We start from the raw sequence: 25,972 nt of genomic DNA, 5'->3' as shown, positions 1-25,972 counted from the left end.
ATAAATTCGCGAACTATTTAATTTAAACACCAGAACAGAACAAAAAAACAATGAAAAAACTATTTAAAGTTGCTTTAGTTGCAGCAGGAATGTTATTTGCAGGCAACTTTGCCCAGGCCCAGTCTAAAATAGGCCATATTAATTTTGAGCAATTGGTAGGCTTAATGCCAGAAACTAAAACGCTTTCTGCACAGATCGACGCTTACAAGCAAACATTTGTTACTCAGCTTACTGCTATGAACACTGAGTTGCAGGCAAAAGGTAAAGATTTCCAGGACAAAAGCGCAGCCATGACTGATGCTGTACGCGTAGCTAAACAAAACGAGCTACAGGATTTGAGCAAACGTTTCCAGGATTACCAGGCTACCGCTCAACAGCAGGTTGAAGCAAAGGGTAACGAATTAACCAAACCATTGGTTGATAAAGCCCGTGCAGCAATTGCTACGGTAGCAAAAGAAAAAGGTTACACCTATGTTTTAAACTCATCACAAACAGACCTTATCGTATCACCTGATGCTGACGATTTGATGGCTGCTGTGAAGCTTAAATTAGCTTTGAAATAAGCTTTTTAAACAATTAAATTATTACAAAAAAGCGCTCCAGTTACGGGGCGCTTTTTTTAGTTTTGAAGTATATGGCAACACAGAACCCAATAGGTGTATTTGACTCAGGCATAGGCGGCTTAACCGTTTTTCGCTCCATTGTAGAGGCTTTGCCGGGTTACGATTATATTTACCTGGGCGATAATGGTCGCGCGCCATATGGTAACCGCTCTTTTAAAACTATCCACCAGTACACCTGGGAGTGTGTGCAATGGATGTTTAAGCAGGGCTGCCCACTGGTTATACTGGCCTGTAATACGGCATCTGCCAAAGCCCTGCGCACTATACAGCAGCAGGACCTGCCAAAATTATATCCCGATAAACGTGTATTAGGCGTTATCCGACCTACGGCAGAAGTAATTGGCGATTACACCACAACCAAGGAGATAGGCGTACTGGGCACAAAGGGCACGGTGCAAAGCGGATCGTACCTGTTAGAGATAGAACATTTTTCTCCGGACCTGAAGGTGCATCAGCAAGCCGCGCCGCTATGGGTGCCACTGATAGAGAACGGCGAATACGATAAGCCCGGTTCCGATTATTATGTAAAACTATATTTGGATCAACTGATGGCACAATCGCCAAATATTGATACGGTATTGCTGGCCTGTACGCATTACCCGCTGCTGGCAGATAAAATAAAAGCCAATTTACCGGCTAACATAACGGTAGTTGCCCAAGGCGATATTGTGGCGGCCAGCTTGGTAGATTACCTGCGGCGCCACCTCGAAATGGAGCAAGGCCTAACCAAAACAGGCAAGCGCGAATTTTACACCACCATAGACGACACCGCCGACTTCGACCACCACGCCTCCCAATTCTTCAACGACGAGGTGAAAAGCCAGTTTGTTGATGTACGGGAAGGATGTGAATAAGCTTCGGATGTGCAGACGTGCGGATTTCAGATGTGCAGATGGAGCCCCATCGGTGTAATCCACCCTCCATCTGTGTAATCACCGGCGAAGCCTAAAAAACAACTACCAAAACAGTCAACTATCCCCCGCATTTATTAAGTTTGCACCAAAAGCAAGCGCCCTTGAATTTTTATCTTACATATTTTATTGTTGCCTTTGGCTTATTTGCTTTTGTGGGGCTGTTTACCATGATCGGCGTGTACGCCGAACGTAAGGTGAGCGCCTTTATCCAAAACCGTTTGGGCCCTACCGAAACGGGCAAATTTGGCTGGCTGCAGGTACCTGCGGATATGCTAAAGATGGTGCAAAAGGAATTTATCATCCCCGCCGCTGCCGATAAGATACTTTTCCTGATGGCGCCGGCCGTTATTTTCATAGGCGTTTACCTTGGTTTCGCGGCATTGCCCTGGGCCTCGGGCGTTGTACCGGCCAATATCAATATCGGGCTGTACTATGTATTCGCCATCATTTCTATCGAAACCCTCGGCATCCTGATGGCTGGCTGGGGCTCCAATAATAAATATTCTATACTGGGTGCTATGCGCTCCGCGGCCCAAATTATCTCTTATGAGATCCCGGCAGGCTTCGCGCTGATAGCCGTAGTGATGATAGCCCAAACCCTCAGCTTGCAGGAAATTGCTATGCAGCAGGGCGTATTAGCTACAGAGAAAACAACTTTTTGGGGCTTTTGGGATGTAAGCCACATAGGCGGTATATTCTCGTGGAACGTGTTTCGTGCGCCGCATTTACTTGTGGCGTTTATCATCTATTTCATTGCGTCGCTGGCGGAAAGCAACCGTGCTCCCTTTGATATCCCCGAGGCAGATTCGGAACTGGTATCGGGTTTCCATACCGAGTTTACCGGTTTGCAATTCGCCCTGGTGTTTTTAGCGGAGTACAGCATGATGTACTTGGTATCCATGGTAGGGGTGATCCTGTTCCTCGGTGCTTGGAACACGCCGTTGCCAAATATGGGTGTGGCAAGGCTGGCCGACTGGACAACCGGCACGGCATGGGGCATTATCTGGATCTTAGTAAAAACAATAGCCTTAGTCGGCGTGCAAATGTGGATCCGCTGGACCTTACCCCGCTTACGGGTAGACCAGCTGATGAACCTTTGCTGGAAAATATTAACCCCGATGGCCTTTGCCTGTATGCTCATTTCGGGCGTGTGGCGGCTGTGGGTGATGTAGTGAGTGGTGAATATGGAGTGGTGAGTAGATTTCGGATTAATTTAAATAAAACAGTATTCTGGAAATTCCTTAATTCTGTAAATTCTGATTCAGATTTGATAAACAAAGTAATAAATGGTTTTACAACGGCATGGCGGGGGCTTACCCTCACCATGAAGCACCTGTTTGTGGGCAATTTTAAGCGCAAAGTGCTTCCGATTACCGATGATAATTACTTTAAGCAGCAAAACGATACCAATACCATTCAGTATCCTATGCAGCAGCTGCCTACGCCCGAGGTGGGTCGTTACCAGCTAGACGTGGAAATAGACGACTGTATTGTGTGCGACCTTTGTGCGAAAATTTGCCCGGTAAACTGCATCGATATCGAATCGATAAAATCTACGGAGGGCTCCATCGGCGAAACATCCGACGGATCTAAAAAACTGCTATACGCCGCTAAGTTTGATATTGACATGGCGAAGTGCATGTATTGCGGCCTGTGTACCATTGTATGCCCAACGGAGTGTATTGTGATGACCAACCAGTATGACCGTACCGTATTTGAGCTGAAGGATCTGAATTACGAGTTCTCGGATATGTCGCCGGAGTTTGCTGCCGAAAAGCGCGAACTTTTGGAAAGACAGCAAGCCGAAAAACAAGCGGCCAAATTAGCCGCTATGAAAGCGAAGGAGGGCGGCGCATGAGTTTAGTACAGGTGATGTTTTATGTAATGAGTTTTGTGGTGCTGGGTTCGGCATTGTTGGTAGCAATCAGCAAAAATTTAGTGCGCAGCATCTTTATGTTCTTCATTACACTGTTTGGCTTGGCGGAGCTGTACGTGCTGGCCGTTGCCGATTTTGTGGCCGTTACCCAAGTTGTAATATACGTAGGCGGTATTTTGGTGCTCATCCTCTTTGCCTTTATGCTCTCGGGCAAGGAAGCGCTGGCCGTTATAGAACAGCAAAAGAACCGATTTATCAGTTTGCATAATTTACCTGCTTTTATCCTTGCCGCGCTGTTTTTAGTGGTGATGGTGAACGTAATATTAAAAGCGGATGTTGCCGCATTGCCCTGGGTAAAAGGCGCCAAAGATGCCGGGAATATGATCCCCGTGAATGAATCGGGTATTAACAATATCGGCATCAATTTAATGACGCGGTATTTGCTTCCCTTCGAGGCCATTAGTATTTTGCTGATGGTGGCGTTGGTAGGTGCGGCGCATTTGTCACGGAAGGAGGGGAACGAATGATAACCCTGCAGCATTTTATGCTGGTGAGCGCCATGCTATTTTGCATCGGCTTATTCATCATCGTATCAAAAAAGAACGCCATCCAGATCTTGATCGGAATCGAACTGATGCTGAATGCAGCCATCCTCAACCTGGTAGCCTTTGGCCGGTATGATCGTATTAACAACGGCGGGCAAATGTTCGCCCTGTTTGCCATTGTACTGGCAGCCGCCACAACTGCCGTAGCGCTGGCCATTATACTGAACGTGTACCGCCGCTACAAAACCATTGACGCGGATAAAATTAACCGGTTAAAAGATTAAGGGATGAGGAAGCTGGTTTTGATATTCGGTTTGATGTGTGTTTGTGTGAGTGGTTTCACGCAAAAACGTTGGCAAGAACCACCTAATCCTCCAATGCCGGTTAAGCCACTCATTATTATTGATGGCCGCTACTACGCTGATGATTTGAACCTCGTTAAACCAAGCGATATAAAGACGATTGAAATTTTAAAAGTTGCGGCAGCTGCCGCCATATACGGAAGACAAGCCGCTAACGGCGCAATTTTAGTGACAAGAAAGCATATTAAGCGCGTAAAAAGCGGGGTGCATCCGTTGGTTATCTTTCCAGATACGTTAAGATATGGTAGTAATATCCTCATGAATTCGGAAACAGGTAAGGAGGGGTTAGACACGCTGAATACGGATGAAATTATTGATTATAAGTTTCTCAACAAAGGGTCAACTGCCTATGCAGCTTATGGCTCGCTGGTATTACTGCTTTTTACAAGAGATTATGCAATTAAGACTTATCTTAACAAGCTTTGCAGCGTAACGCAGGGTTATCGTAAGTATTTAAATGATAATAATTTTTCTGATTTGAAGGTGCTCTATGATGTAAATGGTGAATACAGAAAACGTGACGATGCTTTAATAAAGTATCTGTACGAGCTGCCTGTAGGCGATATGAAAAACACTGTGTTCATCGAAGATTACATGATGAAGGGGATGAGTGGTACAATTTTTAAGATCACAACTAAGAAACATTGAACCCCACCACCCTCCATACCGACGCGCAAACCGTAACCCTGGCTATTATAGCCGTGGTGTTGCCTTTTGCTGCCTTTGTGGTCAACTTTTTGGTGCTGGGCAAAAGCAAGGCTTCGGGTTGGGTATCTACGCTGGCTATATTGGGTAGCGCGGTGCTGTCGCTTAATGTGTTTTTTAAAGTTTGGGATAACCATACCATCCACATGCAGCAGGTGTGGTTCACCATTGGGGCAACAAAGGTGCAAATAGGCATTTTACTAAACAACCTTTCGGTGCTGACGCTGGTGCTGGTATCGCTCATTGCTTTGCCTGTGCATATTTATTCGACGGCATACATGAAGGACGATGCGGGTTTCAGCCGTTACTTCCGCTACCTCAGTTTCTTTTGTTTCAGTATGCTGGCGTTGGTGGTTGTGGATAGTCTCATCACGTTTTATGCTTTTTGGGAACTGGTGGGTTTCTCCAGCTACCTGCTTATCGGTTTCTGGTACGATAGGGACAGCGCGGTACAGGCCAACAAAAAAGCCTTCATCATGAACAGGATAGGGGATATTGGCTTGCTAACGGCCATCATCATCCTCTTTACCCAATTTGGCACTTTCGATATTGACCTGTTATTTGGTGAGCACGGACTGGTTGCACAATCAGTAATTTCTGACGGATTTTGGAGTTCGGTCCCTTTACATGATTACGAGAAGGTAGCATCGTTACCGGCAATATGGCATTATATAGCCTTTGGCGGCATTTTTCTTGCCGTTGCAGCAAAATCGGCGCAGTTTCCTTTACATACCTGGCTGCCCGATGCGATGGAAGGGCCAACCTCCGTTTCAGCACTCATCCACGCGGCTACCATGGTGGCGGCAGGGGTGTTCTTATTAGGCAGGGTGTATCCGTTCTTCAACGGTACGGAATTGACTACGCTGGCTATTGTGGGCTGTTTCACCGCGTTTATGGCGGCATCCATTGCCCTCACGCAGAACGATCTCAAACGCATTTTGGCGTACTCCACCATATCGCAATTGGGCTACATGGTAATGGCTATGGGCGTAGGCGCGTATTCGTCTTCGCTGTTCCATTTGGTAACACACGCCTTTTTTAAATGCCTGTTGTTTTTGGTCGCGGGTATCGTTATTCACCAAATAAAACACATCAAAGAAGATAATAACCTTGATATCGATCCACAAGATATTACGCTAATGGGCGGCCTGCGCAAAAAACTGCCGCTTACATTCATCACAGCTGTTATAGCCGGACTGGCTTTGGTAGGTTTGCCATTAACATCCGGTTACCTCTCTAAAGACGGTATCCTGATCCAGGCTTTCGAATGGGCAGATAGCAAGAATCCGCTGTTAAATATCATCCCGGTAATGGCATTGCTCACCAGCTGGCTTACCGCTTTCTATGTAGCAAGGCTTATTTTTAAAGTATTCTTTGGCGAACTAAGGCTGCTCAAAAGTTTCCCTTCGCTGCAAATTCACATTGGCGACGGGCACTGGGCATACAAATTGCCATTGGTACTGCTGGCGCTTTGCTGCTTGTTCCCGCTGTTCTCTCTCAACCCAATCTCGTACGAAACCTCGTGGCTGTACGAACCATTTGCACCGAAACACTGGGAAGGGCATTATAGTATTTATACGTTAGTGATACCCGTTTTGGTAAGCGTGGTGAGTCTTATGGTTATCTACAGCGCCTACGTGCTCTATGTAAAGCGCGTAGGCCCGGTTATCTCCGAAACCGGTTTCCTATACCGCATTTCCTTTAACGAATGGTATATCGACCGCTTTTATAAACGTATTATTGTAAAGTTCGTAATTTGGCTCAGCGGGGCGCTCTATTGGGTAGACCGCAAAGTTATCGACGGATTTGTACACCTGCTGGAAAGCATCGGCCTGTGCATAGCGAAAGCTACCGCCTGGTGTGATAAATATATTGTAGATGGCGTGCTTTGGCTGGCTGCCCAACCGGTGCAGTACATAGGCAACTTTGCGCGCCGTTTTCAAGGCGGTAAAGTGCAATACTATTTGTACAGCATGTTGCTTGCCGTAATTGCTGTTTTTATTTTAAAATTGATCTGGGCCTGATGAACATATTAACCCTGCTTATTTTCACCCCCGTACTGTTCGGATTCATCATCCTGCTGCTGCCTTCATCTATGCGGGCCAGCTTCAAGTATATCACCCTTTTTGCCACGCTTGTTCAATTAGGGCTTAGTATCTGGATGTACCTCAACTTTAAAACGGGGGCCAATCTTGCCGGCATCAACCACGAGGAGCAGTTCCAGTTTGTGCAAAAGCTGCCCTGGATCCATCTCGACCTTGGTTCCGCAGGCAAAATGCAGATAGAGTATTTTGTAGGGATAGATGGCATCTCCATTACCTTGATGGTGATGACTTGCCTGGTAATGGTGGTGGCCGCCGTTTCTTCCTGGGAGATCAAGAGCAACCTCAAGGGTTTCTTCGCCTTATTTTTACTGCTGGATATGGCGGTAGTGGGTGTTTTCTGCGCGATGGATTTCTTCCTGTTCTACACTTTTTACGAACTGATGTTGTTGCCGCTATACTTCCTGATAGGTATGTGGGGCGGTGCAAGGCGCGAATATGCCGCCATTAAGTTTTTCCTGTACACCCTGTTCGGTTCGGTATTTATGCTGCTGGTAATGGTTGGGCTGTACCTTTCGGTGAAAGACCCTGCAACCGGCAACCATACTTTCAATATCATCCAAATGATGAACCCGGCCAACTACATCAACGGCTCGGTGTTCTCTACCCTTACACATAACACCATTTTAGGGATGCCGGCACGATCCGTGGGCTTTGTGGTGCTGTTCATCGCATTCGCCATTAAAGTGCCGGTGGTGCCCCTGCATACATGGTTGCCCGATGCGCACGTGGAAGCCCCGACCCCTGTGTCTATCATACTGGCGGGGATCTTGCTAAAAATTGGCGGTTACGGCATCATCCGCATCTGTTTGGGTATCTTCCCGGATATCGCGCTTAGCGGTGCTTTCTGGATCGGGCTCTTAGGCGTTATCTCTATATTATACGGTGCCTTCAATGCCCTCGCGCAGCGCGATCTGAAACGCCTCATTGCTTATTCATCCGTTTCGCACATGGGTTTTGTGCTGCTGGGTATCGCTTCCAACACTGCCGAAGGGATCAGCGGTGCGATGATGCAGATGGTGAGTCACGGGTTTTTATCAACTATGCTGTTCTTTTTGGTAGGCGTTATTTACAACCGCGTACACGACCGCGACATCTACCATTTTCGTGGCCTCGGCTCGCTGATGCCACGCTATACGGTTTATGTAATGGTGGCGTTCTTTGCTTCGCTGGGCCTGCCGGGTTTCTCCGCTTTCGTGGCCGAAGCATTTTCCTTAGCAGGTGCCTTTAAATCCCATTCAGCGAACGGCTTGCTGCCTTACTGGATGGCGGTCTGCGGTTCCGTTGGTATTTTGCTCAGCGCCGCTTACTTTTTGTGGACGCTGCAACGCATGTTCTTTGGCAAATTGTCCTTAAAGGGAGGAGAGATCTGGAAGATAGCCCTGCAAGATCTTAGCCTGCGCGAAACCCTTACTTTATTGCCACTGGCGCTTATCGCTTTAGGTTTGGGTTTGATGCCATCGCTGGTTTTCGATAAGATAAACGATTCGGTACTGGCGCTGGTGCAATTCATCGGTATAAAATAATTTGAACAGGGTTATGGAATTGGACGGGCACATGCATCCTACAGGTAAATAAAATAAAATATGAAGCATTTATTATTTATTGCCTGCCTGTTTATATCCACCCAAACCGTCCGCGCCGACGACGGACAGAAAGTGGCATCCAAAGTAGAAAAAGTAACCGTGTTTTTAAATGGCGCACAGGTTACGCGTACCGCCACTGCCAGCGTAGTGCCCGGCACAACAACACTGGTGTTTGATAACCTATCGCCCAACCTCGATCCTGCCAGTATGCAGGTACGTGCCACCGGCGATTTTACCATCCTATCTGTAAAGCACGAACTAAATTATTTGAGCGATCAGCTAAAAACTAAAAAGGTGGAAGAACTGCAGCTGATCCAAAAGTCGCTGCGCGATAAAATTTCCCTTCAAACCACCATGCTGAGCATCAACAAGGAAGAAGCCAATATGCTGACCAAAAACCAGGTAAGCAACGGGCAAACCGCCGGGCTGGATATTGTAAAGCTAAAAGCCGCGCTCGATTTCCAAACTGCGCGCTTAACCGAGATCAAGAAAAAAGAGCTGGCCATCAATAATGAGTTGGAAAGCCTGAACGAGCAGATCCGTAAATATGATAGCCAGGTAAACGAACTGGTGCAGAGCCAAAGCGCTACTACCAGTAATGTGCTGGTGAATGTATCGTCGACTGCGGCCCTGCAATCGACTTTTACCATTACCTACGTGGTGAACGATGCCCGCTGGTACCCAACTTATGATATTCGCGCCAAAAATGTAAATAGCCCGGTAGTTATCGCCTACAAAGCCAATGTATCGCAGCAATGCGGCGAGGATTGGAAGAATATAAAGCTTACCCTCTCCACCGGCGACCCGTCGGTAAGCGGAGCAAAGCCTGAGCTGAGGCCAAATTACCTGAATATTTACGCGGCTGTACCAGCAGCAAGTTCTGGCTTTATGAATTATAGTTTAAATAATTCAAGTTTAGGAGAAGTGGTCGTAACAAAATCGCTTCAGGGAAGAGCTTCGGGCGTTTCGGTGAATACTACAGAGAACCAAACTAATATGGAGTTTAATATCCAAAACCCCTTTTCGGTGCCTGCGGATGGTAAGCAATATCTGGTAGAAATTGACCAGGTTACTGCCGAAGCAAAATACCAATACTACGCCGCGCCAAAACTAAGCACGGATGTGTTCCTCACCGCCCGCATTACCGACTGGACCAAATACAATTTCCTGTCGGGCGAGGCTAATTTATTTTTCGAGGGCACATTCATCGGTAAATCAAAATTAGATATCCGTGCGGCAAACGATACCTTAAGTTTATCTTTGGGGGTTGATAAAAACATTGTGGTAAAACGCATGATGCAAACCGAACTGAACGAGAAGCAGGGCATTTTGGGTTCGAACAAAAAGGAAACCCGCGACTGGAACATCTCCATAAAAAACCGCAAGACGCAGGCTATTAACCTGTTGGTAGAAGACCAGGTGCCGGTATCGCAAAATACCGCGATAGAGGTAGATACACAGGAAACAAGCGGTGCCGAAATGAATAAAGTAACCGGTAAATTATCATGGAGCTTTACCCTGGAGCCGCAGGCCGTGAAACAACTGCGTGTAAAATACCAGGTGAAATACCCTAAAAACCAATCTGTAATAGTACAATAGTAAAAATGCATTATCTGATACACGATATACCCAAGCAGTTAAGTGACGTTTTAGGCAGTCTGCAATATTTTACGCCCGAAATTTACTTAACTGCATTGTTTATCGTGGTACTGCTTACCGATCTTTTCTTCGGTAAAGCCTCCACGTGGTTGTGCCGCTCCATCGCGTTAATAGGCATGGCGCTGGTATTGGTGATGGACTACGATCAAAAGTTTTTGATGTTGAAAGGCACAGGTTCGCAATACCTGTTCGGTAATACGCTATGGCTGCATGGGCCGGCAATTAAGTTTAAGATCGTAGTTGATATATTAACCTTTATTCTGTTGCTGTATTTTACATGGGATAATAAGTTAAAGGCACATAAAAAAGGCTTGTCAGATCTATATACAATCGTGATTGGATCTGTATTGGGGCTGCACCTCATGATCATGGCGGTAAACCTGCTCTCAATTTACCTGGCTATTGAGATGGTGTCTATCGCATCGTACCTGCTGGTGGCCTATAAATCCGAGCGGGTGGTTAGTACCGAAGCGGGGTTAAAGTATGTGTTGTTTGGCGTGGCATCATCGGCGGTAATGTTGTACGGCATCTCGCTTATTTATGCCTTTACGGGCTCGCTGAATTTAACGGTGGGCAGTCAGATGATTGTGCAGCTTGCACAGGTAAACCCTTTGAGCGTATCCTTCGCTTTGGTATTGGTACTGGTGGGCATAGGGTTTAAGTTGTCGTTCGTGCCCATCCATTTTTGGGTGCCAGATGTTTACGAAGGCGCGGCAACCCCGGTTACGGCCTACCTCTCGGCCTTGCCAAAAATTGCTGCCTTTGCTTTGCTGGTGAATTTTGTTACCCCATTTGCTTTTTATAAAGATTGGCATGGGTTTGATTTTCGTTTAGTACTGGCCATTATCGGCATCATCACCATGATAGCAGGTAACTTTACCGCCGTACTGCAAAACAATGTAAAACGGATGCTGGCCTATTCGGGCATAGGGCATACCGGTTTTGCGCTGATGGCGCTGGTTACGTTTACGCCCGAGGGTTTATCCGCTTTAATATATTACCTGCTGGTTTATGGGCTTGGCATTATCGCGGCACTTGCTTTGGCCAATTACTTTGAGAACGCCGAAGGTATTACCGATGTGCGCGACTATAAGGGCCTCGGCTTTAAATATCCGTTGGCATCGGTTTGTTTTGTGGTAGTGCTTGTTTCCTTAACTGGCATTCCCGTAAGCGCGGGTTTTACGGGTAAGCTTTTTGTATTCTCGGCTGCCTACAGCGTTTATCAGCATACCAAAGATGTTTGGTTGCTGGCTATGCTGGGCACCGGGGCGCTTACCACGGTAGTGGCGTTGTTCTACTACATTAAAATTCCCCTTAATTTATTTTTGAAACGTACCGAACTTATCATTAGCGAAAATAAATGGTCTGTAAAGTTGGTGATACTTTCGGTGATTATCGCGATAGCGCTGATCATATTCGGGATCTTCCCCGATTTATTGATAAAATACATGTAATTTGTAGTAATTTTTCATTTTTCGTAAAAATATTGCAGAAATTATATAAATTCAGCCGTTTATTGTAAAAAGTGCTGATAATATATGAAACGTTACTTCCCCTTCTTCATCATCCTGGTAATTTTAGGCCTTACCTTTGCTTTTCCTTCTATCGAATATGATAAAACTATAAAGTCGAATTTCAATACCGGCGATATCGCCTGGATGCTGATGTCTACCGCGCTTGTTTTAATTATGACGCCTGGCCTCGCTTTCTTTTACGGCGGTATGGTGAACAAAAAGAACGTGATATCCACCATGTTACAAAGTATTGTTTGTATGGTTATCATCACGGTAATGTGGGGTATTTTCGGCTTTAGTTTGGCCTTCGGCGATAGCATCGGCGGGGTTATTGGTAACCCTTCTACCTTTTTTATGATGAAAGGGATGCTGGGCAATACCAGCTGGCCGCTTGCGCCAACCATCCCATTGCTGCTGTTTGCCATGTATCAGCTCAAGTTCGCCATTATTACACCAGCGCTTATCACCGGTGCCTTTGCTGAGCGGATCCGCTTTAATTCGTACATCATCTTTTTGGTGCTGTTCTCCATATTTATCTTTTCGCCATTGGCCCATGCCACCTGGCACCCGGATGGTGTTTTATTCAAATTAGGTGTGCTTGATTTTGCCGGGGGTACGGTAGTACACATGTCGGCAGGTTGGGCGGCACTGGCATCAGCCTTATTTTTAAAACGCCGTAACGAAGCCAACCATGCCCCGGCGCGTATTACCTATGTAATGATAGGCACGGGTTTACTTTGGTTCGGCTGGTTCGGTTTTAACGCGGGTTCGGCTTTTGGCGCAAACCATTTGGCAGTAACCGCACTGGCTACCAGCACAACGGCATCTGCCGCCGCCGGTGTTACCTGGATATTTTTCGATATGCTTCGCGGCCGCAAGCCATCTGCCATGGGAACCTGTATTGGCGCCGTGGTAGGTTTGGTGGCTATTACCCCGGCCGCCGGTTTTGTAAGCGTGCCGCACTCGCTGGCAATCGGTATCATATCGGCAGTGGTGAGTAACCTCGTGGTAGAATGGCGCACGCGCACCACGATAGATGATACGTTGGACGTATTCCCCTGCCATGGTGTAGGTGGTATGGTAGGCATGCTGCTAACGGGAGTATTCGCCAACCAGAACGTAAACCCGGCCAACACCACCGGCAACGGCTTATTTTTTGGGCACACGCATTTGTTCTTCATTCAATTACTGGCGCTGGTTGCGACTTCCTTATTCTCGTTCTTCGGTTCGGTGATATTGTTGAAGATAACCGACATGATCTCGCCGCTAAGGGTGTCAACAGAAGAAGAAGTTGTGGGATTGGATATCAGCCAGCATGGCGAAAGATTATAAGTTTTAATATAGAGTAATAAATTTTCAAATGTTGAACGCCGAAGGGAAACCTTTGGCGTTTGATGTTTAGGGGAGGAGGTGAACAGTTTTGTTTTTAAAAAAGAGGCACCTGTGGAGCCAAGACTTCTCCGCCGCGCCAGGCGCAACAACATTGGTGAGCGTGGACGCTCACGAGACTAACCTTGCTAATAAAAGTACCCCCCCCCGACCCGACGAAGCGCTGTTGCCCGAATTGATCAAACGCGCCGCAGGCTATGGCATGGAAGCCTTTGCAAAATCGACCGCTTTACCGGCATCTGCCAATAAAATAGTAGTTATTACCGGTGGAAGTATTGTAGATGTAGAGAAAGGGGTTGCCATGCCAAACGGCGTGATCATACTACAGAACGGACTTATTACCAAATAGGCAAAGCAGGCACCGCTATACCAAAAGGCGCGTAAATTATTGATGCTAAAGGCAAAACCAAATGTTTATAAAACGTTGTCATTTCGATGAGCAAGCGGGCAGGGAAAGAGTGGGCGGGCGAAGAGAAAACTTGTACGCCATGCATACGGATTATGTATGACGGTCATGCACCGGCGTAAAAGCGAAGCGTTCAAGATTTTTCGTCGATGCGCTTCCCTCGACAAGCGGGTTCTTGGGCGAGGTTATACTTCCCGCACCAGCTTCGGCTTAAACCTTTTGGCCAATAACCCCGTGGCTTTACCCAAGTCAATATCTACAACTGCAACGCCGGCTTCGCCATAAGGTTGATGGGCAAGGCAAACGCCATCAGGCGCTACAATGCACGATGCCGCTTCCTGGTATTTGGTGGCGTAGCCTACGCTGACAAAGTATATAGTGTTTTCCATGGCACGCATCATCATGGCTTTTTCGTAGTAGGGGCTGTGTTTTTCGCCCCATTCGTTGAGTTGTACGCCTTCGGTATCGCTGCCGGTAAAATGCGGGTGGAACACGACTTGAGCGCCGTTCCTTGCTGCCCACCTTACCGATTCGGGATACCGAAAACCTTCGTGACAAATGGTAATGCCAAATTTCAGGCCATCAATCTCAAATAAACTGCGCTCCGTGCCTGCCGTCCAGATGTTGTCTTCCGATGGGTCCAGCTGGTTTTTGGTTTGGTAGCCTAAGGTATCGCCGGTATTTGATATTACGTAAGCAACGTTCAGCAGTTCGCCATCTTTAAACCAATCCATCGGGATGATGATACATACCGAATGTTTTGCTGCTATCTCACAAACCCTCTCCAAAGCCGCTTGCATATACTGGGGCGTTGCTTTCTCCGCGCCAAAGCCAGGGTAGCCCGGTAGATAAGTTTCGGGGAAACAAACTACCACGGCCTGTTGGTCGGCTGCGTCTCTGGATAATTTATCTATCCAATAAAGACCATCTTCAATAGATTTTGGATAGGGGGGAGAAGCAACGGCTATTTTCATATCGACACGAATTTCACGATTTTTTGCCTGTAATCCAATTTAGGTATTTTACCGCAAAGCGCACAGAGTAAAACACAGAGGCGCACAGAGCTTTGCAATTCAACCAGCTATAAAAAATGCTTAACCAATTTGCAAAACTCTGTGCTTTCTGCACTCATTACGCTGCAATCTTTGCGTACTCTGTGGTAAAAAAAAACAACCTTAAAGGCTCTTCAAATACTTTATCGTCACCGGGATCTGCTTGGCATGGTCCGGGCTTTCATCCTCAATAAAATAATGGCGGATGCCTACCGCTTTAGCGGCTTTCAATACTTCGGGGATATCAATCTGTCCGGTTCCTAAGGCTACGTCGTTTTTGATAGCGGTACCGCCGGTAAGGTCGTTAGCAATGCCTTTACGGATATCCTTCAGGTGCATCAGCCTCCAGCGGGTTGGATATTTTAACATCAGTTTAGCCGGGTCGGCACCGCCGTGGAAAGCCCACATTACATCCATCTCAAACTTAACATATCTCGGATCGGTGTTTTTTACAATGTAATCGAAAAGGGTACCATCCTCATAAGGCGCAAACTCGTAGCCATGGATGTGGTAGCAAAGGGTTAAGCTGTTTGCCTTCAACGTGCGGCCGGCCTTGTTTAAATCGGCAACAGCTTTTTTGGCATCATCAAGCGTAAAAGTTTTACCATGTGGAAGCCAGGCCACCATTACAAATTGAGAACCTAATATACCGGCCATGCGCACAGCTTCCAGCGGTTCTTTTACCAGGGAGCCATAATCAACTCCAATAGACGGCATACTGATGCCGCGCTTATCCAGCATCTGCCTAAACTTAAAAATGTCTACACCTTTTGGGTTTGGGCCTTCCATTTGGGTGATGCCAAGCGCTTTTACACTATCTAATACAGCCTCGGGCCGGGCAGCGAAGCTGGCGCGGTAGGTATAAGCCTGCACGCCAATAGGCGCGGTAAAAAGGTTTTGGCCTTTTACGGGAGCCTGGGCTGATTTAGGAACCGAGCAGCTTGCGATAGTAAAAGCAAGTAAAATATATAGGATCGATCGTTTTTCCATCATGTAATTCATAATCAAATTTAAAGATTTTTGTTTTAATAGCCCCCGATGTTTGCCATTTAGCATGTTTAAGTTTTGGATTATTCGTGGTTTAACCCGCCGTACTGTTAAGCTAATATTAATGCATTATAATGACAATATGTTTAAACACAATTGAGATAAAGTCTTACCTTTGCGTCCTCAATAGCAAGCATGAGCGATTCGATAAAGCACGAGTGCGGAGTAGCATTTATCCGCCTTTTAAAGCCGTTATCCTTTTATCAAAAAAAGTACGGCACGGCGCTGTACGGCATAAACAAACTTTACCTTTTAATGGAAAAACAGCATAACCGCGGGCAAGACGGCGCGGGCGTTGCTACCATTAAGCTGGATATTGAACCCGGGAAACGATACATCAGCCGGCATAGGTCGATGGCATCAAACGCGGTGGCAGATATCTTTGAGTATATACAGAAGAAGTTTGCCGAGATAGAAAAAGAGCAGCCTGAAAAAATGCAGGATGCTGAATGGCTCAAAGAACATGTAAGCTTTACCGGCGAAGTTCTTCTGGGCCATTTGCGTTATGGTACGCATGGCAAAAATAGCATCGAAAGCTGCCACCCTTTTCTGCGCCAAAACAACTGGATGACGCGTAACCTGGTTATTGCCGGTAACTTTAACATGACTAATGTTGATGAACTGCTGCAACAACTATATGACCTGGGCCAACACCCTAAAGAACAAGCCGACACCATTACCGTGCTGGAAAAAATGGGCCACTTCATCGATACCGAGAACCAGGGCCTTTTTGATCAGTACAAACGCGAAGGATTGGACGATAACCGCGAAATAAGCAAGCTCATAGCCAATGATATGGATGTGGCTAAGATATTGCGGAAAAGCGCCAAGAATTGGGACGGTGGGTACACCATAGCCGGTATTTTGGGCCATGGAGACGCCTTTGTAATGCGCGACCCTGTAGGCATACGCCCGGCTTATTATTATTATAACGACGAGATAGTAGTAGCCGCTTCTGAGCGCCCTGCTATACAAACTGCCTTCAACATCCCTATAGACGAAGTTAAAGAGATCCGCCCCGGCCATGCCCTTATCGTTAAAAAGAGCGGCAAGATAACCGAGGAAATGTTTAGCGAGCCGAAGGAACAAAAATCATGCTCTTTCGAGCGGATCTATTTCTCGCGCGGCAGCGATGCTTCTATTTACCGCGAGCGTAAACAATTAGGCAGGCTGCTTTGCCCGCAGATATTGAACGCGGTGGATAACGACATGAAGAACACCGTGTTCTCTTACATCCCCAACACTGCCGAAGTTGCCTTTTACGGCATGGTAGAAGGGGTGCATAAATACATTAAACAATACCAGCGCGACAAATTGCTTAACCGCGATGATAAAATAAGCGAAGAAGAGCTAACCGAGGTGCTGAGCATGGCGCCACGTGTAGAGAAGATTGCTATTAAGGACGTTAAGCTGCGTACCTTCATCACACAGGATGCCGACCGTAGCGAGATGGTAGCGCACGTTTACGATACCACCTACGGCCTCATTAAAAATGATGACGACACATTAGTAGTATTAGACGACTCCATCGTACGCGGAACAACGCTAAAACAAAGTATCCTGAAGATATTAGATCGCCTTGGCCCTAAAAAGGTAGTGGTGGTATCATCTGCCCCGCAGATCCGTTACCCGGATTGCTACGGTATAGATATGTCGCGCATGGGCGAGTTTGTGGCTTTCGAAGCTGCTATAAGCTTGTTAAAAGATGCCGACAAGGATGATGTAATACTGGGCGTTTACCAGAAGTGTAAAGATAGCTCCAAACTGCCGAAAGAGGATGTGGAGAACTACGTAAAAGCTATTTATGAGCAGTTTACCGATCAGGAAATTTCTGACCGTATCGCGCAGATCATCACCCCTAAAGGCGTTAAGTGCGAAGTGAAGGTTTTATATCAAACTTTAGATAACCTGCATATTGCCTGCCCCGGCCACACCGGCGACTGGTACTTCAGCGGCGATTACCCAACCCCGGGTGGTAACAAGGTTGTGAATCGCGCCTTTGTTAACTGGATGGAAGGTAAGAACCAAAGGGCGTATATGTAAGCCCCTACCCCCTGAAGGGGAATAAGATGGGATAATTTATAAGAGGCCGGAGTTGAACTTCCCGCCTCTTTTTTTATGATTCCAATCCGATGGACAATCGAATGAGCCTTTGAAATTTATTGGGTTTTATGCGGGGGGAATCGCAGTTAAACGTTTACACTAATTTTGGCTAAAGCCGCATACATGTAGTATGCCATCCTTCCCTTAAAGAGACGGCAATAGATGTAGAAACAGTACTTTTTTACATTCATTGCTGTTCGGCTTTAGCCAAAGGTTAGGTTAAAGCCGAATAGCAATGGCTTTAGCCGAAAATTGCCACTCCTGGAATTTAAAAGCGATTGTCTGCCGATAAAACAGGGTTTTTGTGTAAATGCCGATTATTATAATTACATTTGCACTTTAATAAATAAAATAATGCAAAAAGAAGGAACAGTAAAATTTTTCAATGAGACAAAAGGTTTTGGCTTTATTACACCTAACGGTGGTGGCGCAGACGTATTTGTTCATTCAACAGGCCTAATCGACGAAATCCGTGAAAACGATAAAGTTGAATTCGAAGTAGAAAACGGCAGAAAAGGCTTGAACGCAGTAAATGTAAAAGTTGTTTAATTATATATTAATCATCAAGCGTACAAAAAAAACGCCCCGAATTTCGGGGCTTTTTTTTTGTGAAATGATTTTATTTAGTTGTGAAGCTAAAGAGCAGATCTAAGCTGCTTTATTGCTTTTAAGGCGCAAGAACACCCGTTCCACAAATATGCTCGACCGGGAAGGCGTAGATATAGAGGCCAAACGAAAGATCGTATTTAAAGTTGAATTGGAAGTTTGCAAAGCCGCTGATAAACAATACAGCAATACCACAGGCGCTATTATTAAAAAACCTCCAAACTGTAAAACGGCAGTAGCTATCAGGGCAATAAATAACTGGCCCTTATTATCGATAATGGTCTCGTTCTTAAAAATATAAAGGCAGGTACCACACAGGTAACAAATGTACAAAGCCCGCGCATTTGATAGTATAAAGAAGGTTGGGCCAAATTGTTAAAAGATTCGGTGATCTGTCAAAATTGGCGGTGATGAGGTAGCCGCTCAAACAAAAGAACTCCATAACATCAACATCGCCCATATTGATCTGACCTTTTTAGAACACCGCTATAGGCTCGGCACTGTGATCTGTAAAGTAAAACGCATGCGATATAAGAACCAAAATTGCAAGGATAACATGGAGGAGGTCAAATGCGTTTTTATTATGGGGCATACTATTAAAAGAATACCTAAAGTAGTAATTTAAGATAACATAGTTATCGGAACGGCCAAGTTGGGGAGGCGCACCGCGTTAATGCCCCGGTGCCGAGAAAACGTAGTGGGTTACCAGCCTATCAACCAATACCAATGAGGCGATGATAAGCGCTATGCCAGCGATTTGGTTGAGGCGGTGAACAAGTTTTACAGATATTTTGTCGCGGAGTTTATCGGCGTAGAACGCTTTTGTGGTGTCGAGCCCGAATTGTACGATAAGGATGGTTAAGAACATGATGGCGATTTTTAATGTGCGGCCATGTACTCCTTCGTGGTAAACAGTACTGGCTGCGCCGATGACGACCGTCCAATGAAAGAGTATCGTAGGGTTGAAAATGCACATTAAAAATCCTTTGAAGAAGTATCCGGCGCGGTCTACATTAGAAGGTACCGTGTTATTGTAGTTTACATCGCTTTTTTTGAACAGGTAGTAAACGCCCACTACGAAGAGTATAAGGCTGCCCAATACGCCAACCATAGTTTTTGTATGCTGGCTTATAGTGAACAATTGCGACCCGAAAAGGATGGCCCCTACAAAAACAACATCACTGCATACCACACCGAGTGCCAAAGCTACGCCTGCGTGGAAGCCTTTTTCGATACTGGTTTTAATTAAAGCGAAAAAAACCGGGCCGGTTATAAATGTGAGTACTAATCCAAACCCAATTCCCGAAATAATGGCTTCTATCATTAAGTTAGGCGTATATATTGCTTTCTATCCAGTTAAAAAAATCAGGACACTAATATGCAACAATTATCTGTTAAACACCAAAAACATAATTTGTGATTTATATTTTGAAAAAATTAACGGCTATTTATAAAAAAATGAATTATGTTTAGTGCTTCAAATACACCAATATTTAACAACCTCATTTAACAATGGAACAAAACAACTCAAAAAATTATGGGTCGGCTTTATATACGCTGGTAACTGTATTTTTCTTTTGGGGCTTTTTAGCGGCATCAAACGGAATTTTCATACCCTTTTGTAAAACACATTTTCACTTAACGCAATTCGAGTCGCAATTAATCGACTTTACCTTTTATGGCGGCTATTTCATAGGGTCGTTAATATTATACTTTGCTTCTCAGATCAGCAAAACTGATATCCTAAATAAATTAGGCTATAAAAACGGTATAATATTGGGTTTAGTGATATCTGCGGGCGGTGCCTTGTTAATGATCCCTGCCGTTGCTACTGGGTCATACGCCCTTGTTTTATCGGCTATATTTGTTATCACCATTGGTTTTTCTTTACAACAAACGGCTGCTAACCCTTTCGTTGTTGCGCTTGGTCCGTCAGAAACTGGGTCCAATCGTTTAAATTTCGCGGGTAGTATCAACAATATCGGCGGCTTGCTCGGCCCCGCTGTTATCAGTATTGTATTATTTGGCTCAGCTAACAGCCATATCGCGCCAGCAGACGTAAAAATATCTTCTATCGATAATTTATATTACATTTTCGCGGGGCTGTTGTTAGCCGTAGCATTGTTTTTTTGGTTGTCAAAACTTCCTGTGGTTACCAGTGACGAAAAAGTGGAAAACACAAGCAAACCAGGCAAGCCAATAATATTAATGTTTATAGCATTTTTGATAATTCTCGCTGTTGATCCGTTAGTTAGTCTTACAGGAATACCAAAGTCGGTTTTTATTTATTCAACATTGGCGCTTATTATACTAACCCTAATAGGTTCCCTGTTTTCAGCACAGAAAAACAACCAGGGTTGGGGAGCGATGCAGTATCCACAGTTGATCTTGGGTATGATAGCTATTTTCACTTACGTTGGCACCGAGGTTACCATACAAAGTAATATGGGTGCATTGCTTAAATTGCCAGAATTCGGCAACTTTAAAGATTCGGAAATAGCGCCTTACATCTCTTTATATTGGGGTAGTTTGATGATAGGCAGGTTCACTGGTGCCATAGGCGCGTTTAACCTGTCTAAAACAACAAAAAATATTTTAACGGTTATAGTTCCATTTATTGCATTTGGCATTGTGCTGTTGGTAAACAGGTCTACAGTGGCCGATGTTAGTACACTGTTTGTTTATGGGATTAGTATCGCGGTATTAGTAGTGGCATTTTTTATAGGCCAGCAAAAACCGGTTCGTACATTGGTTACATTTGGTATATTAGGGGTGATATTTATGTTAATTGGTTTATTTTCCACAGGTATGGTAGCCGTATTCGCGTTTATTAGTGGTGGCCTATGCTGCTCTATTATGTGGCCATCTATCTTTTCGTTAGCCATAACTGGTTTAGGGAAATATACAGGTCAGGGTTCGGCATTCTTAATTATGATGATCCTGGGTGGTTCAATCATCCCGCCGGTACAGGGCTTTATGGCCGATACCATTGGTATACATCAATCTTACCTTGTACCAGTTTTAGGTTTTGCTTACATCGTATTCTTTGCATGGAGAGTAAGGGCAGAGCTAATCAAACAAGGTATAAATATCGACCACGTTCAGGTTGAGAAAAGCGGGGGCCATTAATTATTAGCAAATAAATTGTGAAAAGAGGTTAGTTGGATTGCTCCGGCTAACCTCTTTTCTTTGTATAATTATAAAACAGCTTCTACTAACCTCCAACCTATAATTAACTAACATGAAACCCACTTTCGATCATATTTTTATGAACCTGGCAACCGATCTGGCTAAGCGCTCTCACTGCGTTAAAGCCCAGGTAGGTGCCGTTTTAGCTAAGGACACCCGCATCATCTCTATTGGGTACAATGGCCCGCCTGCGGGCACGCATAACTGCGATGAGGAGTTTCCGGAGCAAGGTTGCCCGCGCGACTCTAAGGGCAGCTGCTCACTTGCGCTGCACGCCGAGGAGAACGCTATCCTTTACGCTGTGAAGAATGGTGCCAATTTAGAAGGTGCAACGCTGTACACCACGCTATCGCCATGCCTGCCATGCGCCAGGCTTATTTTCTCTGCGGGTATTAAGCAAGTTTACTTTGATAAATCTTACGCCCAATACAAAGGCCTCGCCAGTGACGAAGGGGTTGATTTTTTGAATAAGTTTGGGGTAAGCGCCGTGAAAGCGGAGTAGAGTCGAAAGTTAAAAGTGAAAAGTCGAAAGTGAAAAGTTTTGAAGACTTTTCACTTTCGACTTTATTTAAAACTGGGGCAAACAAAGTCTTTCGGGTTGCATTAACTTTTAACTTTTCAAAAGTGGTTCCACCCTGTCCAGCGCAAATTGAAGCTGCTCCTCAGGGGTGAGTTCGGTATTATCCAGTATAATGGCGTCATCAGCTCGTACCAATGGGCTTTCAAGGCGGGTGGTATCGGCGTAGTCGCGGTGGGCAAGGTTCTCAAATACGTCTTCTAAGGTAACGTTGGGCTCTTTGGTATGGATCTCTTTGTAACGTCGTTCGGCACGTATTTTTGGATCGGCCGTCATAAAAAGTTTAACAGGCGCGGTTGGGAACACGGCGGTACCTATGTCGCGGCCATCCATCACAATATTTTTTGATTTGCCCATGCGTTGCTGCTGCTTCACCATCTCGCGGCGAACTTCTTTTAAAGCCGCTACAGCGCTCACCTTTTCGGATACCGGCATCTGGCGAATTTCTTCGGATACTTCCTCGTCGTTCAGGGTGATGTGCGATTCATAATCGCGTGAGTGAAAGTTGAGGTGGATGTTTTTAAGGGCTTCCTCAACATGGGCATGGTCGGCCATATCCACATTGTTCCTTAAAAAATATAGGGCAACTGCGCGATACATGGCGCCACTGTCTACATAAATAAAATGAAGTTTTTTGGCCAGTGCCTTGGCCAGGGTGCTTTTACCGCATGAGGAGTAGCCGTCGATAGCTACTATAATGTTATTGCTCATCGGGGTACGAAGTTACGGTTTTTGGCGATTAATTGGAAATGGAAAGCAGGTAGAAACCTGCATAACCTGTCCGCAGGGTCCCGTATGGTGTTCCATAATTGCGCGTGAAATACTTATTTTTTAAATAATATTGATCATCAGTATTTTACAGTTTTTTATGAAACACTTTGGAACACCCCTGTTAGTTAGATGAACTATTTAATTTACTTATTTACACTTATTTATAAAAAATTTGAAAAATGAGGCAAATTGCATTGAAGCACTTGCCTGGAACACCTCCAATCGGCTAATCAACTAATTTATTAAATTCGCGCCATGAATTTTGATAAGGCCAGCCTGCAAAAAGAGATCAGCTACAAAACATCGCGCAGCGGGGGTAAAGGCGGGCAAAATGTAAATAAGGTATCCAGCAAGGTAGAATTGCTGTTTAATATCAACGAATCGGTACTGTTTACCGATGAGGAAAAACTATTGCTGAACGAGAAGCTACAAAGCCGTTTTAACAAAGATGGCTCTGTACAGGTTATATGTGATGAAGAACGCAGCCAGTACCTCAATAAAGAAATTGCGATGGAACGCCTCATCGCGTTACTCGGCAACGCGCTTATCAGGCCCAAAATTCGCAAAAAACGGAAAGTTAGCAAGGCAGCCAAGCTGGCCCGCCTGGGCAACAAGAAGGCCCAGGCCGATAAAAAAGAAAGCCGGAAAAAGAACTTTGATATTTAATCAAATCGGTACAGCAACGTTGCCGAACCCCATTGATGAGCTTTTGCCTGGTTTTTTACATCCTTTGTATTAAAGATGGCCGCTAACCCGTATACAAATCTGCCGCTTACGTAGTTTAAGCCCAGCTCGTTACTAAATACAAAGTGGCGGATATCTTTAGTAACCTCCATAGTGCCCGCCTCGGGATGGTCCTTAAATATGCTGCCCTGTATGGTGGCATCGTAACCAATAAGGTTTGCCTGTGGTTTGTAGTAGAAGAAAAACTCATGCTCGTGCAGCAGCGCGTTTTTGCCTTTGGAGGCAGTGCTTTGTGTGCTCGAAGATTGAAATAATTGATTAAAATTCCCCATGCGGATCAGCGGGCCTGCGCCTGCGCTAACAAAGCCAGTACCCAAATTGGCGTAGGTAGCAGCAGATATATCTATAAACGAACCGCGTGCAAGCAGTTTATTATACTCTGCAGACAGGTTTACTTCAACATCGTTCCTAATCTGGTATTCCCAGCCCTCCGGCGGGTAAAAGCCGAAGGTTTTATGAATAAATTCCTGTGCGCCCCGCCCACCCGAAGCCGGGCCAACAACGCCAACCCTGGCGGTAAGCTTTAAATTATTTTCGCTTTTATAAAGCAGGTTTAGCGATGCGCCCGCGTATAAATAGCCTGCAAATGGTCTGTCGAGATAGTTTAATGAAGGTATAGACGCCGATTGGGGGTTGAATAATTTTTGACCCACCTCAAAGCCCAGTACCTTATTGCCCAGCTTTTCGTTTTTGCCGGCATCCAGCGCTTTGCGGTAATACAAGAAAATGCCATTGGTGTAATACTTGTCAGATCCCTGCGCCAGGAAGGAGTCGTTATCAGATTGAATGCCGAACTCGTGTCCACGGGTTTGTGCAAAAGCGCCGCTGGCTGCAAACAGGCAGGCGGCTAAAGCAAGGAGTTTAATTTTCATCAAGAGTTTATAAAAAAGCTTCGCTAAAATAGAAAATCAGGATGATTTAACTTTAATAGGCTTGGGTTTATTTTTGAATGTATACCCAACGCTTACGTATGGCCAAAAAGGTAAAAATTCTTTTTTGATGATAACGCTGTTACCCGCGCGGAAATTGAATCCCCCTTTTAAAGGCTGGTAGCGGTAGCCAACCGTAACAGATCCTATCACACCCGAACCGTACTGCTCAAATTTTGTAGAAGCCGGGAGATCCGTTTCGCCAAAGAGGGGCGTATAGTCGGTTTTAAAATCATAATAGTAGGTTGCCCCGGCGCCGACTTCAAAAAAATGCTTCTTTTTGCCGAACAGGTAATTGAGCAAAAACGGAACTGCTAAAGCTTTTTCGTTATCTAAAAATACATAAGTTAAGCCAATGCGTGCGCCTAACCCGTTTCGCCGTTTTTTAAAGCGGGTATCGTAATTAACGGAGTATAGAGAGCCCGGGCCGGCGGCCTCAAAGTAAATACTTTTGGCCCGTTGGTTTAACAGTTTGTTGAGCGAATCTTTTTTAAGTGAATCCTGCTGCGTTGTTTTTACGGGGCTCGCTTGCTGTGCGTATAAACCCGAACCTGACGTGACCAATAAGGTAGCGGCGATTAATATTTTTTTCATTTTAAAACGTGTATCCGAAACTCAAATAAGGCCAGTAGGGCACAAAATCGTGTGATGAAAATATCGGACTGAACCCACCACGGAAGCTAAAGCCGCCATCGGCGGGTTGGTAACGGTAACCAAAATTAAGCGAGCCGAACGCCCCAACTTGCGAGTGGCGCTCATAGCTGTAATCCTCTGGGTAATTGATGTAATCGTAATAGCTATTGCTATTGCCAAAAAAGGTGTTAGAGCTGTAAGAACTGTATTGGAAAAACGTAGCGCCAGCGCCAATTTCAAAATACTTGCCATTTTTACCCAACAAATAGTTGATAACAACGGGTATGGTAAAAAGCCTGTCATCGTTTTCGGAAAAATAGCTGATACCAACCCGGCCGCCCAGCCCATCCTGCCGCTTTTTAAAACGGGTATCATAATTAAAGGAATATACGCCACCGGCGCCTAATCCCTCAAAATAAACGCTTTGCGCCCTTTTATTGGCGTAAATCTTGTTAAGCGAATCTGTTTGCGAAATTTTTTGCGCGCTGGTATTGAGCGAAAAAGCGGCGAGTAAAACGAGTAGGGTGGGGCGTATTAATTTTATCATAAACTGGTTTAAGCTGCATGAAGATAGTCTATTTTTTTGAAACGACGCCGGCGTTAATTATTAATTGTTGTTATAGCCTGTTTCACAGCGATA

General features: G+C 45.3%; 26 protein-coding genes. 19 read left to right on the top strand and 7 right to left on the bottom strand.

Translation table 11 applies throughout. From position 1 onward, the window contains the following. Nucleotides 1-50 precede the first annotated feature (50 nt). The 13 genes from EPL05_RS13905 (at nucleotide 51) to EPL05_RS13845 (ending at nucleotide 13,624) form a co-directional block, all read left to right on the top strand. On the top strand, nucleotides 51-563 hold the full coding sequence (locus tag EPL05_RS13905; RefSeq protein ID WP_128534573.1) for an OmpH family outer membrane protein: 513 nt from the start codon (nucleotides 51-53) through the stop codon (nucleotides 561-563). 71 nt (nucleotides 564-634) lie between these two features. After that, nucleotides 635-1,477 carry a glutamate racemase gene (gene murI / locus EPL05_RS13900; RefSeq protein WP_128534572.1) on the top strand — a complete coding sequence of 281 codons (843 nt, stop codon included), beginning with the start codon at nucleotides 635-637 and terminating at the stop codon, nucleotides 1,475-1,477. A gap of 161 nt (nucleotides 1,478-1,638) precedes the next feature. After that, on the top strand, nucleotides 1,639-2,709 hold the full coding sequence (locus tag EPL05_RS13895; protein WP_128534571.1) for a complex I subunit 1/NuoH family protein: 1,071 nt from the start codon (nucleotides 1,639-1,641) through the stop codon (nucleotides 2,707-2,709). Between the two features lie 95 nt (nucleotides 2,710-2,804). Further along, the gene (locus EPL05_RS13890) at nucleotides 2,805-3,395 is read left to right on the top strand and encodes a NuoI/complex I 23 kDa subunit family protein (protein ID WP_243837292.1); all 591 of its coding nucleotides are present in this window, start codon (nucleotides 2,805-2,807) and stop codon (nucleotides 3,393-3,395) included. Next, entirely contained in the window at nucleotides 3,392-3,940 is a 549-nt protein-coding gene (locus EPL05_RS13885; protein WP_128534570.1) for an NADH-quinone oxidoreductase subunit J family protein, read from the top strand. Before EPL05_RS13890 ends, EPL05_RS13885 begins: the two co-directional genes overlap by 4 nt. After that, complete coding sequence (gene nuoK, locus EPL05_RS13880; protein WP_128534569.1) at nucleotides 3,937-4,242, top strand: NADH-quinone oxidoreductase subunit NuoK; 306 nt, start codon at nucleotides 3,937-3,939, stop codon at nucleotides 4,240-4,242. Before EPL05_RS13885 ends, nuoK begins: the two co-directional genes overlap by 4 nt. Before the next feature lie 3 nt (nucleotides 4,243-4,245). Then, nucleotides 4,246-4,968 carry a TonB-dependent receptor plug domain-containing protein gene (locus tag EPL05_RS13875; protein WP_128534568.1) on the top strand — a complete coding sequence of 241 codons (723 nt, stop codon included), beginning with the start codon at nucleotides 4,246-4,248 and terminating at the stop codon, nucleotides 4,966-4,968. Further along, complete coding sequence (locus tag EPL05_RS13870; RefSeq protein WP_128534567.1) at nucleotides 4,965-7,049, top strand: NADH-quinone oxidoreductase subunit 5 family protein; 2,085 nt, start codon at nucleotides 4,965-4,967, stop codon at nucleotides 7,047-7,049. The genes EPL05_RS13875 and EPL05_RS13870 overlap by 4 nt, the downstream gene beginning before the upstream one ends. Next, the gene (locus EPL05_RS13865; protein WP_128534566.1) at nucleotides 7,049-8,653 is read left to right on the top strand and encodes a complex I subunit 4 family protein; all 1,605 of its coding nucleotides are present in this window, start codon (nucleotides 7,049-7,051) and stop codon (nucleotides 8,651-8,653) included. The genes EPL05_RS13870 and EPL05_RS13865 overlap by 1 nt, the downstream gene beginning before the upstream one ends. A gap of 60 nt (nucleotides 8,654-8,713) precedes the next feature. Continuing rightward, the gene (locus tag EPL05_RS13860; protein WP_128534565.1) at nucleotides 8,714-10,312 is read left to right on the top strand and encodes a DUF4139 domain-containing protein; all 1,599 of its coding nucleotides are present in this window, start codon (nucleotides 8,714-8,716) and stop codon (nucleotides 10,310-10,312) included. A 5-nt stretch (nucleotides 10,313-10,317) separates the two neighbouring features. Continuing rightward, nucleotides 10,318-11,826: an NADH-quinone oxidoreductase subunit N gene (locus tag EPL05_RS13855; protein ID WP_128534564.1), complete on the top strand. Its 1,509-nt coding sequence runs from the start codon at nucleotides 10,318-10,320 to the stop codon at nucleotides 11,824-11,826. A gap of 84 nt (nucleotides 11,827-11,910) precedes the next feature. Then, nucleotides 11,911-13,218, top strand: a complete 1,308-nt coding sequence (locus EPL05_RS13850; RefSeq protein ID WP_128534563.1) for an ammonium transporter — start codon at nucleotides 11,911-11,913, stop codon at nucleotides 13,216-13,218. An 88-nt stretch (nucleotides 13,219-13,306) separates the two neighbouring features. After that, nucleotides 13,307-13,624, top strand: a complete 318-nt coding sequence (locus EPL05_RS13845; RefSeq protein ID WP_128534562.1) for a hypothetical protein — start codon at nucleotides 13,307-13,309, stop codon at nucleotides 13,622-13,624. A 242-nt stretch (nucleotides 13,625-13,866) separates the two neighbouring features. Here EPL05_RS13845 and EPL05_RS13840 read toward each other — a convergent pair whose 3' ends face one another. Together EPL05_RS13840 and EPL05_RS13835 are read right to left on the bottom strand one after the other, a co-directional pair. After that, nucleotides 13,867-14,655, bottom strand: a complete 789-nt coding sequence (locus EPL05_RS13840; protein WP_128534561.1) for a carbon-nitrogen hydrolase family protein — start codon at nucleotides 14,653-14,655, stop codon at nucleotides 13,867-13,869. Between the two features lie 201 nt (nucleotides 14,656-14,856). Then, nucleotides 14,857-15,735: a sugar phosphate isomerase/epimerase family protein gene (locus EPL05_RS13835; protein WP_208394749.1), complete on the bottom strand. Its 879-nt coding sequence runs from the start codon at nucleotides 15,733-15,735 to the stop codon at nucleotides 14,857-14,859. A gap of 180 nt (nucleotides 15,736-15,915) precedes the next feature. Here EPL05_RS13835 and EPL05_RS13830 point away from each other — a divergent pair, with 180 nt between their 5' ends. The 3 genes from EPL05_RS13830 (at nucleotide 15,916) to EPL05_RS13820 (ending at nucleotide 18,790) form a co-directional block, all read left to right on the top strand. After that, nucleotides 15,916-17,823, top strand: coding sequence for an amidophosphoribosyltransferase (locus EPL05_RS13830; protein ID WP_128534560.1), 1,908 nt, complete (start codon nucleotides 15,916-15,918; stop codon nucleotides 17,821-17,823). A 414-nt stretch (nucleotides 17,824-18,237) separates the two neighbouring features. Further along, nucleotides 18,238-18,432: a cold-shock protein gene (locus tag EPL05_RS13825; RefSeq protein WP_128534559.1), complete on the top strand. Its 195-nt coding sequence runs from the start codon at nucleotides 18,238-18,240 to the stop codon at nucleotides 18,430-18,432. Nucleotides 18,433-18,580: 148 nt separating this feature from the next. Then, nucleotides 18,581-18,790: a hypothetical protein gene (locus EPL05_RS13820; protein ID WP_128534558.1), complete on the top strand. Its 210-nt coding sequence runs from the start codon at nucleotides 18,581-18,583 to the stop codon at nucleotides 18,788-18,790. 369 nt (nucleotides 18,791-19,159) lie between these two features. On the opposite strand, the gene EPL05_RS13815 is transcribed toward EPL05_RS13820, so the two are convergent. Then, the gene (locus EPL05_RS13815) at nucleotides 19,160-19,813 is read right to left on the bottom strand and encodes a LysE family translocator (protein ID WP_128534557.1); all 654 of its coding nucleotides are present in this window, start codon (nucleotides 19,811-19,813) and stop codon (nucleotides 19,160-19,162) included. A 188-nt stretch (nucleotides 19,814-20,001) separates the two neighbouring features. On the opposite strand from EPL05_RS13815, the gene EPL05_RS13810 reads away from it, so the two are divergent. Next, complete coding sequence (locus tag EPL05_RS13810) at nucleotides 20,002-21,618, top strand: MFS transporter (protein WP_128534556.1); 1,617 nt, start codon at nucleotides 20,002-20,004, stop codon at nucleotides 21,616-21,618. A 112-nt stretch (nucleotides 21,619-21,730) separates the two neighbouring features. Next, complete coding sequence (locus EPL05_RS13805; protein WP_128534555.1) at nucleotides 21,731-22,180, top strand: deoxycytidylate deaminase; 450 nt, start codon at nucleotides 21,731-21,733, stop codon at nucleotides 22,178-22,180. Nucleotides 22,181-22,288: 108 nt separating this feature from the next. On the opposite strand, the gene cmk is transcribed toward EPL05_RS13805, so the two are convergent. Continuing rightward, nucleotides 22,289-22,966, bottom strand: coding sequence for a (d)CMP kinase (gene cmk / locus EPL05_RS13800; protein WP_128534554.1), 678 nt, complete (start codon nucleotides 22,964-22,966; stop codon nucleotides 22,289-22,291). Between the two features lie 315 nt (nucleotides 22,967-23,281). On the opposite strand from cmk, the gene arfB reads away from it, so the two are divergent. Then, a complete protein-coding gene (gene arfB / locus EPL05_RS13795; protein WP_128534553.1) occupies nucleotides 23,282-23,692 on the top strand; it encodes an alternative ribosome rescue aminoacyl-tRNA hydrolase ArfB in 411 nt (136 codons plus the stop codon). On the opposite strand, the gene EPL05_RS13790 is transcribed toward arfB, so the two are convergent. The 3 genes from EPL05_RS13790 to EPL05_RS13780 are packed head-to-tail and all read right to left on the bottom strand — an operon-like array spanning nucleotide 23,689 to nucleotide 25,879. Then, complete coding sequence (locus EPL05_RS13790) at nucleotides 23,689-24,642, bottom strand: lipid A deacylase LpxR family protein (protein WP_128534552.1); 954 nt, start codon at nucleotides 24,640-24,642, stop codon at nucleotides 23,689-23,691. The two genes, arfB and EPL05_RS13790, sit on opposite strands and share 4 nt — an antisense overlap. Nucleotides 24,643-24,678: 36 nt before the next feature. Continuing rightward, nucleotides 24,679-25,293, bottom strand: a complete 615-nt coding sequence (locus tag EPL05_RS13785) for a hypothetical protein (RefSeq protein ID WP_128534551.1) — start codon at nucleotides 25,291-25,293, stop codon at nucleotides 24,679-24,681. 1 nt (nucleotide 25,294) lies between these two features. Continuing rightward, nucleotides 25,295-25,879 carry a hypothetical protein gene (locus tag EPL05_RS13780; RefSeq protein ID WP_128534550.1) on the bottom strand — a complete coding sequence of 195 codons (585 nt, stop codon included), beginning with the start codon at nucleotides 25,877-25,879 and terminating at the stop codon, nucleotides 25,295-25,297. Between the last annotated feature and the right edge of the window lie 93 nt (nucleotides 25,880-25,972).

This window comes from Mucilaginibacter gilvus, from assembly GCF_004054195.1.
Lineage (GTDB): Bacteria > Bacteroidota > Bacteroidia > Sphingobacteriales > Sphingobacteriaceae > Mucilaginibacter > Mucilaginibacter gilvus.
The sequence above is the reverse complement of the archived record's forward strand: the minus strand, read 5'-3'. Positions and strand labels throughout refer to the sequence as shown.

Coding starts and splice junctions, on each gene's coding strand:
- EPL05_RS13905 (WP_128534573.1), top strand. CDS start 51: ATGAAAAAACTATTTAAAGTTGCTTTAGTTGCAGCAGGAATGTTATTT.
- EPL05_RS13825 (WP_128534559.1), top strand. CDS start 18,238: ATGCAAAAAGAAGGAACAGTAAAATTTTTCAATGAGACAAAAGGTTTT.
- EPL05_RS13840 (WP_128534561.1), bottom strand. CDS start 14,655: ATGAAAATAGCCGTTGCTTCTCCCCCCTATCCAAAATCTATTGAAGAT.
- EPL05_RS13855 (WP_128534564.1), top strand. CDS start 10,318: ATGCATTATCTGATACACGATATACCCAAGCAGTTAAGTGACGTTTTA.
- EPL05_RS13865 (WP_128534566.1), top strand. CDS start 7,049: ATGAACATATTAACCCTGCTTATTTTCACCCCCGTACTGTTCGGATTC.
- EPL05_RS13790 (WP_128534552.1), bottom strand. CDS start 24,642: ATGAAAATTAAACTCCTTGCTTTAGCCGCCTGCCTGTTTGCAGCCAGC.
- EPL05_RS13805 (WP_128534555.1), top strand. CDS start 21,731: ATGAAACCCACTTTCGATCATATTTTTATGAACCTGGCAACCGATCTG.
- EPL05_RS13815 (WP_128534557.1), bottom strand. CDS start 19,813: ATGATAGAAGCCATTATTTCGGGAATTGGGTTTGGATTAGTACTCACA.
- nuoK (WP_128534569.1), top strand. CDS start 3,937: ATGATAACCCTGCAGCATTTTATGCTGGTGAGCGCCATGCTATTTTGC.
- EPL05_RS13875 (WP_128534568.1), top strand. CDS start 4,246: ATGAGGAAGCTGGTTTTGATATTCGGTTTGATGTGTGTTTGTGTGAGT.
- arfB (WP_128534553.1), top strand. CDS start 23,282: ATGAATTTTGATAAGGCCAGCCTGCAAAAAGAGATCAGCTACAAAACA.
- EPL05_RS13850 (WP_128534563.1), top strand. CDS start 11,911: ATGAAACGTTACTTCCCCTTCTTCATCATCCTGGTAATTTTAGGCCTT.
- EPL05_RS13810 (WP_128534556.1), top strand. CDS start 20,002: ATGGAACAAAACAACTCAAAAAATTATGGGTCGGCTTTATATACGCTG.
- EPL05_RS13820 (WP_128534558.1), top strand. CDS start 18,581: ATGCTCGACCGGGAAGGCGTAGATATAGAGGCCAAACGAAAGATCGTA.
- cmk (WP_128534554.1), bottom strand. CDS start 22,966: ATGAGCAATAACATTATAGTAGCTATCGACGGCTACTCCTCATGCGGT.
- EPL05_RS13860 (WP_128534565.1), top strand. CDS start 8,714: ATGAAGCATTTATTATTTATTGCCTGCCTGTTTATATCCACCCAAACC.
- EPL05_RS13835 (WP_208394749.1), bottom strand. CDS start 15,735: ATGAATTACATGATGGAAAAACGATCGATCCTATATATTTTACTTGCT.
- murI (WP_128534572.1), top strand. CDS start 635: ATGGCAACACAGAACCCAATAGGTGTATTTGACTCAGGCATAGGCGGC.
- EPL05_RS13885 (WP_128534570.1), top strand. CDS start 3,392: ATGAGTTTAGTACAGGTGATGTTTTATGTAATGAGTTTTGTGGTGCTG.
- EPL05_RS13785 (WP_128534551.1), bottom strand. CDS start 25,293: ATGAAAAAAATATTAATCGCCGCTACCTTATTGGTCACGTCAGGTTCG.
- EPL05_RS13830 (WP_128534560.1), top strand. CDS start 15,916: ATGAGCGATTCGATAAAGCACGAGTGCGGAGTAGCATTTATCCGCCTT.
- EPL05_RS13780 (WP_128534550.1), bottom strand. CDS start 25,879: ATGATAAAATTAATACGCCCCACCCTACTCGTTTTACTCGCCGCTTTT.